We start from the raw sequence: 14568 nt of genomic DNA, 5'->3' as shown, positions 1-14568 counted from the left end.
AGATGTGTATAAGAGACAGCCCATGTCCCCCTCCACCGCTTCCACTCAACGCACAATTGGTTTAATTGGCAAAGAAAGTACTGGAAAATCTCAACTGATTGCCTCACTGACCCATCGCACACCCTACAGCAGCAATTTTCGTGGCTCTACAGTCACCTGTGAAACCTATGCCGGAGATGGCGCTACTTTTGTCGATACTCCTGGCATTTTATATCGTTCCGACACTGCCACGACGCGAGTCGCGCTAGAACGATTGCAGACCCATGACACGGTGTTGCTGGTGGTCAAGGCGACCCATGTGGATGAGGATTTAACCGATCTATTACCTTTAGTCGCGGGTAAGCAGGGAATTGTTGTCATCACGTTTTGGGATAAGGTATTGCCATCAACGTTTACACAGCAGATAGTTCAGCGCTGGGAACAAGCTTCCAATCTGGCGTTTATCCCAGTGGATGCAAGGCATCTGACTGCCACGCAACGACAGGAAATCTTAGCGGCAATACAGGAGTCATCGGTCTTTCCCAGTCAATGGCATCTCATTCCGGCTGGATGGCGCATCGAACCGCGTCCAACGTTGCTGGAGCATCCCCGTTTGGGTTGGCTGTTGGCGATCGCCCTGCTGCTCATACCCACCGTTCTTGCGGTCTGGTTTGCCAATACCTTTGCGGCGATCGTTGATCCACTCGTACAGGGATTGGTCAACCCAATGGTAGAAGCCCTCTCTGGCTTACCGTCCCTACCCAGGGAAATTTTGATTGGGCGCTATGGCTTGGTCACAATGGGACCATTGCTGTTTGTCTGGGCAGTGCCAACGGTCATTCTTTATGCTCTATTCCTGGGTGCTTACAAAGCCAGTGGTTTAGTCGAACGAATCACCGTTACTCTACATCCGTTATTACGTCCCTTCGGCTTATCAGGACGAGATTTGGTGCGTGTCATTATGGGGTTTGGCTGCAACGTGCCAGCCGTGATCAGCACTCGCGCCTGCTCCAGTTGTTCTCGCAAAACTTGTATTTCAGCGATCGCCTTTGGTTCTGCTTGCTCCTATCAATTGGGTGCAACCCTGGGAGTTTTCAGTGCAGCGAACTTACCCTACCTGGTGATTCCTTACCTGCTCTACCTGGCTGTCACAACATTAATTTATACCCGCCTGATTGCGCCCAAGTCGGCTCGGTCTCCCCAAAACAGTCTCATGATTGAGCATCGCACGTTTCTGGACGTTCCCCGGTGGTCAGCCATTTGGCGTGAGACAAAGGGAACGCTGAGCCAGTTCTTTACCAACGCCATTCCCATTTTTCTGGTGATCACGTTAATTGCTTCTGTCCTGGACTGGCTGGGTGTTTTGAATCGTTTGAGTCGGTTGATTAATCCAGCAATGGGGCTGTTTCGCCTACCATCGGAAGCTGCATTGCCTGTGATTCTGGCATCAGTTCGTAAAGATGGACTCCTGCTGTTTGCTGAACCTAATACGGTTAGCCTGTTGTCTCCGGTGCAAATCCTCACAGGTGTTTATCTAGCCGGAGTGCTGTTACCCTGTCTGGTGACGGCACTGACGATCGCTCGTGAACAGTCCTTCAAGTTTGCGCTGAGGTTGGTGGTGAGGCAGGCGATCGCTGCGATTGTGTTCGCCTTAATTCTGGCTTGGGGCGGTTATTTGATCCAGGCAACTTGAAGCATAGTTCAATTCCAACGAGTCATTTTGCCTCAAGCGATGCCTTGCTAGAGCGATTTTCAGAGATTTAGCTCTGCCGTAAAGCGGCATCCCATAGAATGAGAACTATTATCAGTTTTAGGTGATAGTTTCTTGTCCAGAATCCAGAGGAGAAGTTGTGATGACTGCATCAATTTACAATCCTGCCACTCAAATTGGTGGAGAGACTCAATTCTTTGAATGGGTCTGGCAAAATCAAACCTATTCACTTGCCTATGAAACACGCGGCAGCGGCACTCCAGTTCTGCTCCTGCCTGCCTTTAGCACCGTTTCCACTCGTGGCGAAATGCAGGGAATTGCCGAACAGTTAGCGACCCACTTTCAACTCGTTGCAATGGACTGGTTAGGATTTGGGCAATCCGATCGCCCCCCATTAAACTATTGCCCAGCCCTCTACCGCCAACTCCTCCAGGATTTTGTTTGCGCCCATTTTCATCAACCGATCGCCGTTGTCGCTGCCGGACATGCCGCTGGATACGCGATGCAAGCTGCTCAACAGCCAAACCTTTTCTCAAAACTGGCGTTGGTGGCTCCTACCTGGAAGGGACCATTATGCGCGATGGGTGCGCCAACACCTGTACGGGATGGGGTGCGGAACCTGGTGCAATCGCCCGGTCTGGGGCAATTCCTCTACGGGCTGAATACAACTCCCGGTTTTCTCAAATTCATGTATCGTCGCCATGTGTTTGTGAATGAAGCACGGCTTACCCCAGACTTTATAGAAGCAAAGCACCAGATTACCCAGCAACCGGGGGCACGGTTCGCCCCAGCCGCCTTTGTGACGGGAACCCTAGACCCGATGGCTAATCGAGACGAGTTTTTGACAGTGGGGCAATCCCTCACCATCCCTACCCTGGTTGTCATAGGCGAACAATCACCACCTCAATCAAAGGTTGAAATGGAAGCCTTAGCAACATTGCCTAACATCCAATCTGCTCGGCTGTCGGGAACATTGGGTATGCATGAGGAAGATGCGAGTGAAGTAGCAGCGATCGTATTACCGTTCCTACGAGCTTAATTTGTACCCATCATCAAACTTAAAACCAGGGAATGGAGTCGAAGAAACGACCCATTTGCTGAAGATTGCTAAATAAGCCTACGATCCCTCCTGCTACTCCCAAGGCAACAAGGGTATAGATCTGGGATGCCGTAATATCCGAAAGAAAATACCACCCATAGGAGAGTGGGATTAGAGCCAGGAAGCAGCCAATAAAAGCACCCCAGAAAAATCGGATCGCTGCATCGGTTAGCTTGTTGGCTGGCGGGTCGGATGGTGTCGGTGGCATTGGAAATTACCGCATTAATGAGTTGTGGATATTCTGGCACACCTCCTCACCTGCTAACGTTCGGTTTCCTCAACCCAAAACTGCCAGAATTCCGCCTCAACCCAAAACACTTGTTGAATCTCAGCTTTTATCTATAATTTGAGAATGATTATCGTTCTTTAGCAAAGAGGCGTAACCGATGGTAGCTGCCGATATTCCAAGTTCTGTCCCTGTAACCGTCCTCACAGGCTATTTAGGCGCAGGAAAGACGACGCTCCTCAACCGCATCCTGACTCATGAACATGGCAAGAAGGTCGCGGTCATTATCAATGAGTTTGGCGAGGTCGGCATCGACAATCAGTTGGTGATTGATGCCGATGAAGAAATCTTTGAGATGAATAATGGCTGTATTTGCTGTACGGTGCGAGGCGACTTAATTCGCATCATTGGCAACTTGATGAAGCGACGCAACAAGTTTGATCATCTGGTAATTGAAACCACTGGGTTGGCAGATCCTGCTCCTGTAATTCAGACCTTCTTTATGGACGAAGATGTACGCTCTCAAACCAGCCTGGATGCCGTGGTCACGGTTGTGGATGCCAAGCACATTCACCAGCACTGGGATGCCGATGAAGCGATCGAACAGCTTGCGTTTGCCGACGTGATTTTGCTAAATAAAACCGATTTGGTTACACCCGCTGAACTGGATGAATTGGAGCAGCGCATCCGTTCGATGAATGCAATGGCAAAAATCTACCGCACCAGAGATGCTCAAGTGGCAATGGACAGCATCCTGGGAGTCGGTGCTTTTGACCTGAGTCGTGCCCTGGAAATTGACCCCAATTTCTTAGGTGAGGATGCTCATGAACATGATGAGACGGTCGGTTCTGTGGCGATCGCAGAATCTGGTACGTTGAACTTTGAGCGACTGAATACCTGGATGAGTGAACTGTTACGCAATCAGGGACCAGACATTTTTCGGATGAAGGGCATTCTCAACATTGAGGGGGAAGACAATCGATTTGTGTTTCAGGGGGTTCACATGCTGTTTGATGGTAGAGCCGATCGCCCCTGGAAGCCCAACGAAACCCGCAAGAATGAACTGGTCTTTATCGGTCGCAATTTGGATGAAACACAGCTAAAAGAAGGCTTCCGGGCGTGTCTGGCATGAAAACAAAAGCACAACTGGAATTTCAACAAACCTGGCGAGGCAGTTTGTCAGATTATGTGACGGCGATCTCCTGGTCGCCCGATGGTCGCTGCTTGGCGGCTTGTTCGGCGGCTGGGGAGGTGATGTTAATCAGCTTGCCAGGTTTCCAATCTACTCTTCTCCAGAGTGAAACGGGGTACTCCGTCGATTGCCTTGCGTTTTCCCATGATGGGCAATTTTTGGCGATCGGAGGGCAAAATGGGCGGGTCAAGATCTGGTCGCTTCAATCGGGTGCGCCAGAACTTATCACCACGTTAGAAAACAAATCGGTTTGGGTCGATTGTCTGTGCTGGAATCCGACAAAGCATGAGATTGCCTTTAGCCTGGGCAAGTATGTTCAGGTTTGGGATGCTGATACACAGCAAGTTGCGGCGACGCTTAACTTCGAGGCTTCAACCGTCCTGGACCTTGATTGGCGTAGAGATGGTAAATATCTTGCTCTGGCAGGCTATCAAGGGGCAAGGGTCTGGAATGCAACCGATTGGGATGCAGAAGAGGAGGCGCTAGATATTCCCTCGGCAACGGTAGGGATCGCCTGGTCACCCGATAACCAGTTCATTGCTGAGGGCAATCTCGATAGTACTCTAAGCGTGATGGAGTGGGGTAATCCGGCTCCGTGGCTGATGCGGGGCTTTCCGGGTAAAGTGCGGCAACTGGCATGGTCTGAGGTTCCCACAAATATTGGTGTGCCGATGCTGGCATCCTGTAGTGGAGCAGCGATTGTTGTTTGGGAGCGCGATCGTGATGAGCGCATTGGGTGGTCCAGTCGGATTCTGGGTAATCATCAAGGGGTGGTGCAGGCGATCGCCTTTCAACCCGGTTCACTCCTGTTGGCATCGGCAGCAGAGGATGGTTGGGTTGCCCTTTGGCACCGGGGCACCCGACTGATTCAATCGCTTACAGGTGCATCCAATGGCTTCTCCTGCCTCACCTGGCATCCCCAGGGACATCACCTGGCAGCAGGTGGGTTGGATGGCGAGTTGCTGGTCTGGTCACAGGCTCTCCGAGGGCAGGGATTTGGCAGACGATAATAAGTCCCTTACCCATCAGACTCATCTAAATGCTCAACTACAGCCTGATAGAAACTGAAAACGTGATCATCTTGCAAGCGGTAAAACACATGCCGCCCTTGCTTGCGAGAACTCACCAGGCGAATCGTTCGTAAGGTTCTTAACTGATGGGACACGGCTGATTCATTCATCCTCACAGCCGCTGCCAGATCGCCTACACACATCTCTTGTTCCGCCAGAATAGACAGAATTCGTAGCCGATTGGGATCAGCCAGAAAGCCCAAAAACTCTGCCATCCTTTGAGCTTTCTCACTGCTCAAAGGCACCTGTTGCAACGGTTGTGTTGAGGCAACAGAACGATCATGAGGAAGATCACAACAAAGGTCTTCCCCATCGTCAGAAGTTTCAGAAGTACGCTCAGCAGGCAGATTGGGCATTTTGGAAAGGGTTTAGCGATACTCAGGAATGGCAACCACAACCTGTATGACCGCAACCTGATCCTTGAGGGTGTCCATTGGCACAAGCCTCACCGCAATAGGCTTTTTCATCTTTCATTACGGCATCGCTCAGATTCACGATACACAGGCAATCCGGGCAAGCGCATTTCATTTGAGTCACGGTAGTCATAATAATTCTCCAAGACAACTTCCTTTATCTTAATACATGAACAGTAATTCAGATGTTGGACTACCAAAAATCTTTACGATCGGGAGAAATCGCTCCATATCATGTGCTTTTTGATGACAATTTTATGAACAAAGGCTAAATTGGGTGGCTAAGTACTGGCAGAAAAACAATGAACTTAACTAAACTAACCCTCTTTTCGTGCCCTATCATCCTGGCTGCTCTGGTGCTGGTCAGCAGTCCGGCTGAAGCCAGTACACCTGCTAACCTATTGCAACCCGGCTCAGTAGAGGTTACAGTCGATCATCACGCCATTTCTGTCGCTGTTGCATCGCCCTCTGAGCGTCCCCGCATCCCAACCGGATGTTCCTGTGCCCGCTGCACCAAAGCTGAAGAACTTCTACAAGGGCAACTTCCTGCTTTCTAAGCAGAGATTAGGTTGTTAGATAGCAGTGGCAATTGGGCTTGGTAATCAGTGACTCGGCTAAAGCATTTAGTGCGATCGCCTTCTATAATCCCGTCTCCAAACAGCGCATCTGGCAGCTAGAAAAAGCGAAGAAATTGTTATTACAGTGGCGATCGCCCCAACCGCCGATCGCGTTAGCCCGTAATTTGGGTAGACCCGGACAAACGGTAACGGTTAAATCGCTAGAGCAGTTGGCGATCGAGGAGGCTGATATGCGAACGGTGATTTTGATCGGCTCCAGTAAGACTCGAATCGTACAACAGCGCCAGGGAAAACAATGGGTCTATACTCCACGTCACTATTGAAACTGCGTTAACTAATCTGCCATCAACACGCGCTCAATTCGCTCTAATGCCCAATCGAGTTGCGATCGCGTGATCACCAGTGGCGGTGCAAATCGAATGATGTCTTCGCGGGTTTCTTTTGCCAGAATGCCTTCTTGCATCAACGCTTTGCAAAATCGCCGCGCGCCACCCGCTTCTGGTTTTAGTTCCACTCCGATCAACAATCCCCGGCCTCGCACTTCTTGGATATGAGGACTGGCAATTTCACGCAATCGCATGATGAAGTACGTTCCTAATTCGGCGGCGCGATCGGGCAATTGTTCTTCTACAATTACATCCAGCGCTGCCATGCCAACTGCCGCTGCCAGTGGATTGCCCCCAAACGTGCTGCCATGATCGCCGGGATTAAACACAGCCATAACTTCGTGGGTGCTGACAAAAGCAGAAATTGGGTAGAACCCGCCGGATAGGGCTTTGCCAATGGTAATGCCATCCGGTTTCACCCCTTCATGTTCAAAGGCAAACATTTTACCCGTGCGCCCCAATCCAGTTTGAATTTCATCAAACACCAGTAGCACATTGTTCTGGCGGCATAGGCGTTCGGCTTGTTGAAGATAGCCATCGGGGGGAATCATGATACCGCCTTCCCCTTGAATCGGTTCCAAAAAGAAAGCCGCTGTATGAGGAGTGATGGCGGCTTCCAGGGCTGCCACATCGCCGTAGGGCACCACTTTGAATCCCGATGTAAACGGGCCAAACCCAGATTGATACTGCTCCTCGGTGGAAAAGCTGACAATGCTGATCGTGCGTCCGGCAAAGTTATTGCTGCACACAATAATCTCAGCCTGGTTTGCAGGTACGCCTTTCACGGTGTAAGCCCATTTACGAATGGCTTTAATCGCAGTTTCGACCGCTTCTGCTCCCGAATTCATTGGTAGCACCTTGGGTAAGCCTGAAATCTGACACAGCTTTTCGTAGAATCGCCCCAACTGATCATTGCGAAAGGCGCGAGAAGTCAGGGTAACTTTAGCGGCTTGTTCCACCAGTGCTTGGAGGATGCGCGGGTGACAATGACCTTGATTTAAAGCAGAATAGGCGCTCAAGCAATCCAGGTATTGATTCCCATCAATATCCCAAACCCAGACTCCCTGCCCTTTGGTAATCACCACATCTAACGGGTGATAATTGTCTGCACCATAGGTGGTTTCCAGGTCAATGTAATCTTGAGTCGTGAAGTTAGGATGGCTAGAGGAGGAAGGCGAGATAGTTTGCATCATTTTTCTCAACTTTGACGAAAGTTTGATTGGTGTTCTAGTTCCAGGACTTAACACAGCAAGTCTCAACATCATGCGCTTGCAGACGACCTACAAACGGGAGATATCCAGATAGAAAATTGAGCCACTTAGAATGGCTGAGGAGGCTAGATCTAGCCCTGCATCAGGACGACATTAAGCGTAGCTTTGGATGGTTTTTGACAATTCCAAAAGGCTGCACCTGTGGCGATCGCAGCACTGTCATTTATCCAATGTTGGCACTAAATCTTATGAGTAAAACCTGTTGCCCATTCGACCTGGGCATAAAAATTAGAAGGGGAATCATCCCCCAGCAGTAGTGGCTGGTGCATCAGCACAACACCTGACTCATTAACACTACGATACTAGCAGACAAGGAAAGCGCATCTAAAACTGTAAAGATAGCTACAAACTTTCAATGTCTCGTGATGCGGCAATCCAGGTTGAGAGGGTTGTTATCCCGCTAGAGGGGATATGCAACCAACATCAGTTTAGTTATCGTGGAAAGGTTGTCCTTTCAAGAGGTGTACGACAGCAAAATTGGTGAATCCATCCACTTTCGCTTCTGAGGTTTGGGATCTCCAGATTCGCTTGGACAAGCGACGACAATCTGATCCGGCTATTTCCTGGTACGACCACTGCGAAGCGCCCAGTATGAGCGGGCTGGCTTATTAGTCAGTCCGTGTAATCTATTCGCTGAGCAATTCGTAGGTTGTGTTGTATTTATCGTAGGTTCAGGAGAAAGCCATGAATCGGCAGAGTTTGTTGCAAGAAATTGTTCAACCCATCGATATCAAAACGTTGGAAGTGGTGGGTTTGGTTGAGTCGATGAGTCAAATGGCATTTCAGGCACGAAATTTAGGTCGAGCCGCCAAAATTTATGATGAAATGCTGCGTGATCCAGACTGTGCCATTATTTTGTGTCTGGCAGGTTCACTGTTTAGTGCAGGCTTGAAACAGGTGGTGCATGATCTAATCAGCCATAACATGGTGGATGCGATCGTCTCGACGGGAGCTAATATTGTTGATCAAGATTTTTTTGAAGCATTGGGATTCCATCACTATGTGGGTGATCCACTGGCGGATGATGAACTGCTGCGGCAAAATAGCATCGATCGCATCTATGACACCTACATTGATGAAAATCAATTGCGGGTTTGCGATCTGACGATCGCCGAGATTGCTGAATCATTGGAAAAACGCCCCTATTCCTCGCGAGAATTTATCCAGGAAATGGGACGCTACCTGGAGCAACGGGGTATCGATACGCCTTCCGTAGTATTGGCAGCGTATCAGCATCAGATCCCCATTTTTGTGCCAGCGTTTAGCGATTGTTCCGCAGGCTTCGGGTTAGTCCATCACCAATGGAATTCTCCCGATGCTCACCTGACGATCGACTCGGTGCGCGACTTTCGGGAGTTGACCCAATGCAAACTGGCAAGCCAATACACAGGCTTGGTGATGATTGGCGGCGGTGTTCCGAAAAACTTTGCTCAAGATACCGTCGTTGCCGCAGAATTACTGGGGTTTGATGTGAGTATGCACAAATACACGATTCAGGTCACGGTGGCAGACGAACGAGATGGGGCATTGTCTGGTTCGACGCTACGCGAAGCCCATTCCTGGGGCAAAGTGAATAAAAACGTTGAGCAGATGGTTTACTCGGAAGCGACGGTGGCTTTCCCCTTGATTGCTGGATATGCCTACGGCAAGGGAAATTGGCGCGATCGCTCAGCGCGACAATTCGCTCAGTTATTCAGTCAGCCCAACGCAAACCTGATTGCGGTTTAGTCAACGCTGAATCAATCCGCAAGACGGTGGAGTTTCCGGTTTGGTCGATCTTCACCGTCTTGCTAAAAGAACCGTTATGGCGAATACAAATGGCTGGGATTGAGTAGAAATAGTGTGGAGAGGTGAGTCGAGAAAGGAGGAAAGAAATGGATATTGTGACAGAGATCGTTGGAACGCTTTCAACCCTACGATCGCAAATTAGCCAAACAGATGCGCTGATTCTCACCTCAGAAGAGCGATTGAGTCCCCATAGGGTGGGGTGCACCGTGGGCGATCGCACCGTCCGCATTTCCTTACCCCGTTCCGCAGAATTGTTTGATGGCGATGTGCTCGCGATCGATGGCGATGTGGCAATTGTGGTGGAAGCTGCGCCGGAAGATCTGTTCATTCTCTCCCCGACTGACAAACTGACCTGGGGAGTGGTAGGGTTTCAATTGGGCAATTTACATCGTCCGGTTCGCTTCACGGAAACCTCGATCTTGACTCCTGCCGATCCAGTGGTTGCAGAACTGTTAGAGCGAATTGGAATTGCCTTTGAGCAGCGAATGACCCCATTTATTGGGCAGCGCTATGGATCGCAAGCCAGTTCTCATACGCACGGTCATACGCACGGTCATACTCATACTCACGCCCACGTTCACTAATTCAAGAGGTGCAAGATGCGAAAACCTGTGCGAATTGGTATTGGTGGACCTGTAGGATCAGGTAAAACAGCATTACTGGATCAACTGTGTAAACAGATGCGACAGCAATATTCGATCGCTGCTATTACCAACGATATTTTTACCAAAGAAGATGCTGAGTTTTTAATGCGGAGTGGCGCGTTGAGCAGCGATCGTATTCGGGGTGTGGAAACCGGAGGTTGTCCCCATACGGCGATTCGAGATGATACTTCGATGAATCAATATGCGATTGACGAAATGCTGTTGTTGCATCCTGATTTAGATATTCTGTTTCTCGAAAGTGGTGGAGACAATTTAGCGGCTACCTTCAGTCCAGAGTTAGTTGATAGCCATATCTACGTGATTGATGTGGCAGAAGGCGACAAAATTCCCCGTAAAGGAGGCCCCGGTATCACCAAATCGCCGCTCTTAGTCATCAACAAAATTGATTTAGCACCCTATGTGGGAGCAGATTTGGGCGTGATGGAACGAGATTCCAAACAAATGCGGGGAACTCGTCCATTTGTGTTTACTAATTTACGCACAGGTAAAGGACTCGACCAGGTGATCGATTGGATTGAGTGCGAAGTGCTGTTGCTCGATAAACAAGCCAGTTAGAGATCGAGATTGAGGAATTCAGACGAACCCTATCAACTTTAGAAGCTGAGTTGTGTAGGGGTTGTACAGCCTCAGATCTTACTGAGAATTTATTGCGATAACCAGCGGACAGGAATAAAGGCTGCAATCGCAGCTTTCATCGGTATGACGGGAGTAAGACCAGGAGTAGTTGATTCCTGGTAGGTGGCTCAGCCTATCTGACAAGCTCAGATAGCATCTTCACAATCTCACAGGTGCATTGACTAGGCTAATGGCGGGCAGCAGGGATATCTTTTAACAAAACTTAACTCGATCTTATTGAGAATAATTTTAAACTAGCTCTTGCTACTTTATTGAGAAGTTATCTCAACTAGAAAATGTCTATGAATAGTGATGATTTAGTCAGTCATCGGACGGCTGATCGGCAAGCTGACCGTTGGCAGGAATTTGTATATGTCAGCGATGCAGTGATTGAGCCGTCGAGTCAGACAAGCTTGCCACCAGACGTGGCAGAGAGTTCCCGCAATGCCAGGGTTTTTCCGCTGTCTATGATGCAGGTAGGCGATCGCGTTCGGATTGTGTCGCTCAATTGTGGTGAATCCAACAATCGCCTGATGGGGATGGGATTGATCCCTGGTGCAGTGCTGGAGGTCATGAGCAGCAGGGCAACGGGGTCAGTGATCGTGTCTCTGCAAGATCATCGCCTGGGCTTGGGCGCAGAGATGGCAGAACGGATTCAAGTGATTGATGCAGACCAACCCATAGAGATTCCTCAAGCAAGTCCAGCAGCAACGATAGAACCGATGCAAACCACTCCTGATAGGTTCCCCGTCAAACTGCGAGATGCGGCGATCGGCTCGGTGTTACGAGTTGTCGGCTACGAACCCACCGCGCGGGACTACAAACGCAAGCTTCTGGCGATGGGGTTAACACCCGGTACGGAACTGAGGGTAATGCGCCATGCCCCCCTGGGCGACCCAACGGAAATTGAAGTGCGTGACTTTCACCTGAGTCTGCGAAAAGATGAAGCCGATGCCCTGATTGTCACACCCATTACCGGAGAAGCATCATGACGCAAGCAACGATTGGATTGGTCGGCAATCCCAACTGTGGCAAAACCATGCTGTTTAATGCTCTAACCGGAGCCAATCAGCGTGTGGGCAACTGGCCCGGTGTGACGGTCGAACGGAAAGAAGGCAGCTATCGCGCTCATGGTCAGCCCGTGACGGTAGTGGATTTGCCCGGTGTGTATTCGGTGGATGCAGAAGACAACACCACCGGACTGGATGAACTGGTGGCACGAGATTATCTGCTGTCTGATGAGGCAGATGTCATCATCAACATTGTCGATGCCTCCAATCTGGAGCGGAATCTCTATCTCACCACTCAGATTCTGGAGATGGGCGTGCCGATCATCATCGCCCTCAACATGATGGATCTGGCGGAGAAACGGGAAATTCGCATTGATTCCCGGCTACTATCTGAACGTCTGGGCTGTCCGGTCGTTCCCCTCTCTGCCCATACCGGAAAAGGCGTGCCGCAGTTAAAAGAGGCGATTCATCAGGCTTTGATCCATTCCACAATTCCCAGCACCTATGTGGCCTATCCTCCAGTAATTGAGGAGGCACTGGCTGATTTAATTCCAGTGCTGCAAACGCGAGCGATCGCCAATCCTGCTCATATTCGCTGGTTTGCGTTGAATCTGTTGCAGTATGACGATCGCCACTTGCCGGATCTGGGACGAGATACCCTGCGACAGATTGCCGAGCATCGGCACCGCATTCATCAGACCCTGGGAGAAGATACTGATTTACTGATTGCAGATAGCCGCTATACCTGGATTCGGCGCATGATTCAGGGCGTTACCGAACGGACTCATTTGGTGAAACAAACAGTGTCCGATCGCATCGATCGCTTGGTGCTAAACCGCTGGCTGGGGATTCCCATCTTTTTGGTGGTGATGTACCTCATGTTTATGGTGTCAATCAATGTGGGAGGAGCCTTTATTGATTTCTTTGATATTGGCATGGATACACTCGTGGTGCAGGGTCCTGCCCATTTGTTAGAACAAATCCATGCACCGGGTTGGTTGATTGGCTTGCTAACCGCTGGTGTGGGTGGTGGCATTAAAACAACTTCAACCTTCATTCCTCAAATTGGTCTGTTGTTTATCTTTCTCTCCGTCCTGGAAGATTCAGGCTACATGGCACGGGCCGCATTTGTCATGGATCGGTTGATGCGGTTTATCGGGCTTCCCGGTAAATCCTTTGTGCCGATGATGGTGGGATTTGGTTGCAACATTCCGGGCATTATGGCAACCCGGACGCTGGAAAATCGGCGCGATCGCTTGATGACGATCTTGATGAATCCGTTTATGTCGTGTGGTGCCCGTCTGCCTGTCTATGCTCTTTTTTGCGCGGCTTTCTTCCCCACCAACGGTCAAAATATCGTTTTCCTGCTTTATATCCTGGGTATTCTGGCAGCCGTCTTTACCGGACTGGTGATGAAGAAAACCCTGTTCCGGGGCGATGCCGCGCCCTTTGTGATGGAACTGCCCCCGTACCATATTCCTACAGTTAAGGGGGTGCTGATTCGTGCCTGGGATCGGCTCAAGGCGTTCATTACCAAAGCTGGACGCATGATTGTGGTGATGGTGTTGATTTTAGGCTTAATTAACTCCGTTGGCATGGACGGTTCCTTTGGCAAACAGAATAGTCAGGATTCAATTCTGAGTGCTTTCAGCCGCACGATTACCCCCGTGTTCACCCCAATGGGAATTCAGTCGGAAAACTGGCCTGCGACAGTGGGGCTAATGACCGGAGTATTTGCCAAGGAAGTCATGGTCGGCACAATGGACTCCCTCTATACCCAACTGGCAGAACAGGCATCCGGCACCAGCAACGAAGAAGAACCGTTCGATTTTTGGGGCGGTATCGGGGAAGCCTTCGCCAGCATTCCCAAGAACCTGGCAGACTTGACTAATCAGGTGCTAGACCCAATCGGACTCAACATTTTGAACGATACAGGCGATCAACAGGCAGCGGCGGCAGCACAGGACGTTCATTACACCACTTTCGGACAAATGGCGACCCGATTTGGTAGCACGACTGCGGCGATCGCTTTCCTGCTCTTTGTGCTGCTCTACTTCCCCTGTGTCTCCGCCACAGCAGCCGTCTACCGCGAAACCAACCTGGGTTGGACAGCCTTTGTGGGAGCCTGGACGACTGGGTTGGCCTATTGGGTTGCCACTTTCTACTACCAGTTCATGACGTTTAACCAGCATCCCGGCAGCACGATTGCCTGGTTGGTGGGTCTGGCTCTATTCATGGTCGCAGTGCTGCTGGGATTGAAATGGTTTAGCGATCGCCGTCGCATTCCACCCCAGAGTTCAAATCGTCAAAGCGTGTTGGTCAATCAATGATTCTGCAACAACTCCAAACCTACCTCCGCACCCATCCCCAAACGTCTCTGGAAGAACTTGCCCGTCAGTTTCAAACCGATGCCGATGCCCTGCGAGAAATGCTGAATTTGCTGATTCGCAAAGGGCGTGTACGTAAACTGGCAGGCAAACAGTGTGGTGGCTGTCATAGCTGTGCCCCAGAGAGTTTGGAACTGTATGAGTGGATCTATTCTAATTCTTGATTTTTGATAGAGGA

At 50.1% G+C, this 14568-nt stretch carries 16 protein-coding genes; 12 read left to right on the top strand and 4 right to left on the bottom strand.

All coding sequences use genetic code 11. The features are described from left to right. Positions 1-4: 4 nt before the first annotated feature. Together ACN4EK_RS03050 and ACN4EK_RS03045 are read left to right on the top strand one after the other, a co-directional pair. Positions 5-1672 carry a nucleoside recognition domain-containing protein gene (locus ACN4EK_RS03050; RefSeq protein ID WP_431656007.1) on the top strand — a complete coding sequence of 556 codons (1668 nt, stop codon included), beginning with the start codon at positions 5-7 and terminating at the stop codon, positions 1670-1672. A gap of 160 nt (positions 1673-1832) precedes the next feature. Continuing rightward, positions 1833-2729 carry an alpha/beta fold hydrolase gene (locus tag ACN4EK_RS03045; RefSeq protein WP_431656005.1) on the top strand — a complete coding sequence of 299 codons (897 nt, stop codon included), beginning with the start codon at positions 1833-1835 and terminating at the stop codon, positions 2727-2729. Between the two features lie 19 nt (positions 2730-2748). On the opposite strand, the gene ACN4EK_RS03040 is transcribed toward ACN4EK_RS03045, so the two are convergent. Continuing rightward, positions 2749-2997, bottom strand: a complete 249-nt coding sequence (locus ACN4EK_RS03040) for a hypothetical protein (RefSeq protein ID WP_431656004.1) — start codon at positions 2995-2997, stop codon at positions 2749-2751. A gap of 178 nt (positions 2998-3175) precedes the next feature. Between ACN4EK_RS03040 and ACN4EK_RS03035 the strand changes: the two genes are divergently transcribed. Together ACN4EK_RS03035 and ACN4EK_RS03030 are read left to right on the top strand one after the other, a co-directional pair. Then, positions 3176-4147: a CobW family GTP-binding protein gene (locus tag ACN4EK_RS03035; RefSeq protein ID WP_431656003.1), complete on the top strand. Its 972-nt coding sequence runs from the start codon at positions 3176-3178 to the stop codon at positions 4145-4147. Next, positions 4144-5217, top strand: coding sequence for a WD40 repeat domain-containing protein (locus tag ACN4EK_RS03030; RefSeq protein WP_431656002.1), 1074 nt, complete (start codon positions 4144-4146; stop codon positions 5215-5217). The genes ACN4EK_RS03035 and ACN4EK_RS03030 overlap by 4 nt, the downstream gene beginning before the upstream one ends. A gap of 8 nt (positions 5218-5225) precedes the next feature. Here ACN4EK_RS03030 and ACN4EK_RS03025 read toward each other — a convergent pair whose 3' ends face one another. Next, complete coding sequence (locus tag ACN4EK_RS03025; RefSeq protein ID WP_431656001.1) at positions 5226-5633, bottom strand: ArsR/SmtB family transcription factor; 408 nt, start codon at positions 5631-5633, stop codon at positions 5226-5228. Between the two features lie 22 nt (positions 5634-5655). Continuing rightward, complete coding sequence (locus ACN4EK_RS03020; RefSeq protein WP_431656006.1) at positions 5656-5805, bottom strand: metallothionein; 150 nt, start codon at positions 5803-5805, stop codon at positions 5656-5658. A 187-nt stretch (positions 5806-5992) separates the two neighbouring features. On the opposite strand from ACN4EK_RS03020, the gene ACN4EK_RS03015 reads away from it, so the two are divergent. Both ACN4EK_RS03015 and ACN4EK_RS03010 read left to right on the top strand, forming a co-directional pair. Further along, positions 5993-6247 (top strand): hypothetical protein, encoded by a 255-nt coding sequence (locus ACN4EK_RS03015; RefSeq protein WP_431656000.1) that lies wholly within the window; start codon positions 5993-5995, stop codon positions 6245-6247. Positions 6248-6285: 38 nt separating this feature from the next. Continuing rightward, positions 6286-6591, top strand: coding sequence for a hypothetical protein (locus ACN4EK_RS03010; protein ID WP_431655999.1), 306 nt, complete (start codon positions 6286-6288; stop codon positions 6589-6591). An 11-nt stretch (positions 6592-6602) separates the two neighbouring features. Here ACN4EK_RS03010 and rocD read toward each other — a convergent pair whose 3' ends face one another. Continuing rightward, positions 6603-7847 (bottom strand): ornithine--oxo-acid transaminase, encoded by a 1245-nt coding sequence (gene rocD, locus ACN4EK_RS03005; RefSeq protein WP_431655998.1) that lies wholly within the window; start codon positions 7845-7847, stop codon positions 6603-6605. Positions 7848-8609: 762 nt separating this feature from the next. Here rocD and ACN4EK_RS03000 point away from each other — a divergent pair. From ACN4EK_RS03000 to ACN4EK_RS02975, 6 genes are all read left to right on the top strand, one after another. Beyond that, on the top strand, positions 8610-9653 hold the full coding sequence (locus ACN4EK_RS03000; protein WP_431655997.1) for a 1,9-bis(guanidino)-5-aza-nonane synthase: 1044 nt from the start codon (positions 8610-8612) through the stop codon (positions 9651-9653). 146 nt (positions 9654-9799) lie between these two features. Then, positions 9800-10297: an urease accessory protein UreE gene (locus ACN4EK_RS02995; RefSeq protein ID WP_431655996.1), complete on the top strand. Its 498-nt coding sequence runs from the start codon at positions 9800-9802 to the stop codon at positions 10295-10297. 15 nt (positions 10298-10312) lie between these two features. Beyond that, a complete protein-coding gene (gene ureG / locus ACN4EK_RS02990; RefSeq protein WP_431655995.1) occupies positions 10313-10933 on the top strand; it encodes an urease accessory protein UreG in 621 nt (206 codons plus the stop codon). 356 nt (positions 10934-11289) lie between these two features. Then, positions 11290-11985, top strand: coding sequence for a FeoA family protein (locus tag ACN4EK_RS02985; RefSeq protein WP_431655994.1), 696 nt, complete (start codon positions 11290-11292; stop codon positions 11983-11985). Further along, positions 11982-14333 carry a Fe(2+) transporter permease subunit FeoB gene (gene feoB, locus ACN4EK_RS02980; protein ID WP_431655993.1) on the top strand — a complete coding sequence of 784 codons (2352 nt, stop codon included), beginning with the start codon at positions 11982-11984 and terminating at the stop codon, positions 14331-14333. The genes ACN4EK_RS02985 and feoB overlap by 4 nt, the downstream gene beginning before the upstream one ends. Then, positions 14330-14554, top strand: a complete 225-nt coding sequence (locus ACN4EK_RS02975) for a FeoC-like transcriptional regulator (protein ID WP_431655991.1) — start codon at positions 14330-14332, stop codon at positions 14552-14554. Before feoB ends, ACN4EK_RS02975 begins: the two co-directional genes overlap by 4 nt. Positions 14555-14568 lie beyond the last annotated feature (14 nt).

Origin of the sequence: Pantanalinema rosaneae CENA516 (genome assembly GCF_050753385.1) — a bacterium.
Taxonomy (GTDB): domain Bacteria; phylum Cyanobacteriota; class Cyanobacteriia; order Leptolyngbyales; family Leptolyngbyaceae; genus Pantanalinema; species Pantanalinema rosaneae.
Note: the sequence above shows the minus strand (reverse complement) of the source record. Positions and strands in the feature narration are given on the sequence as shown.

What these genes read in the sequence shown, in the direction of transcription:
- rocD (WP_431655998.1), bottom strand. Translation starts at nt 7,847, where the DNA reads ATGATGCAAACTATCTCGCCTTCCTCCTCTAGCCATCCTAACTTCACG.
- ACN4EK_RS03040 (WP_431656004.1), bottom strand. Translation starts at nt 2,997, where the DNA reads ATGCCACCGACACCATCCGACCCGCCAGCCAACAAGCTAACCGATGCA.
- feoB (WP_431655993.1), top strand. Translation starts at nt 11,982, where the DNA reads ATGACGCAAGCAACGATTGGATTGGTCGGCAATCCCAACTGTGGCAAA.
- ACN4EK_RS03035 (WP_431656003.1), top strand. Translation starts at nt 3,176, where the DNA reads ATGGTAGCTGCCGATATTCCAAGTTCTGTCCCTGTAACCGTCCTCACA.
- ACN4EK_RS03020 (WP_431656006.1), bottom strand. Translation starts at nt 5,805, where the DNA reads ATGAAATGCGCTTGCCCGGATTGCCTGTGTATCGTGAATCTGAGCGAT.
- ACN4EK_RS02975 (WP_431655991.1), top strand. Translation starts at nt 14,330, where the DNA reads ATGATTCTGCAACAACTCCAAACCTACCTCCGCACCCATCCCCAAACG.
- ACN4EK_RS03025 (WP_431656001.1), bottom strand. Translation starts at nt 5,633, where the DNA reads ATGCCCAATCTGCCTGCTGAGCGTACTTCTGAAACTTCTGACGATGGG.
- ACN4EK_RS02985 (WP_431655994.1), top strand. Translation starts at nt 11,290, where the DNA reads ATGTCTATGAATAGTGATGATTTAGTCAGTCATCGGACGGCTGATCGG.
- ACN4EK_RS03000 (WP_431655997.1), top strand. Translation starts at nt 8,610, where the DNA reads ATGAATCGGCAGAGTTTGTTGCAAGAAATTGTTCAACCCATCGATATC.
- ureG (WP_431655995.1), top strand. Translation starts at nt 10,313, where the DNA reads ATGCGAAAACCTGTGCGAATTGGTATTGGTGGACCTGTAGGATCAGGT.
- ACN4EK_RS03015 (WP_431656000.1), top strand. Translation starts at nt 5,993, where the DNA reads ATGAACTTAACTAAACTAACCCTCTTTTCGTGCCCTATCATCCTGGCT.
- ACN4EK_RS03030 (WP_431656002.1), top strand. Translation starts at nt 4,144, where the DNA reads ATGAAAACAAAAGCACAACTGGAATTTCAACAAACCTGGCGAGGCAGT.
- ACN4EK_RS03045 (WP_431656005.1), top strand. Translation starts at nt 1,833, where the DNA reads ATGACTGCATCAATTTACAATCCTGCCACTCAAATTGGTGGAGAGACT.
- ACN4EK_RS02995 (WP_431655996.1), top strand. Translation starts at nt 9,800, where the DNA reads ATGGATATTGTGACAGAGATCGTTGGAACGCTTTCAACCCTACGATCG.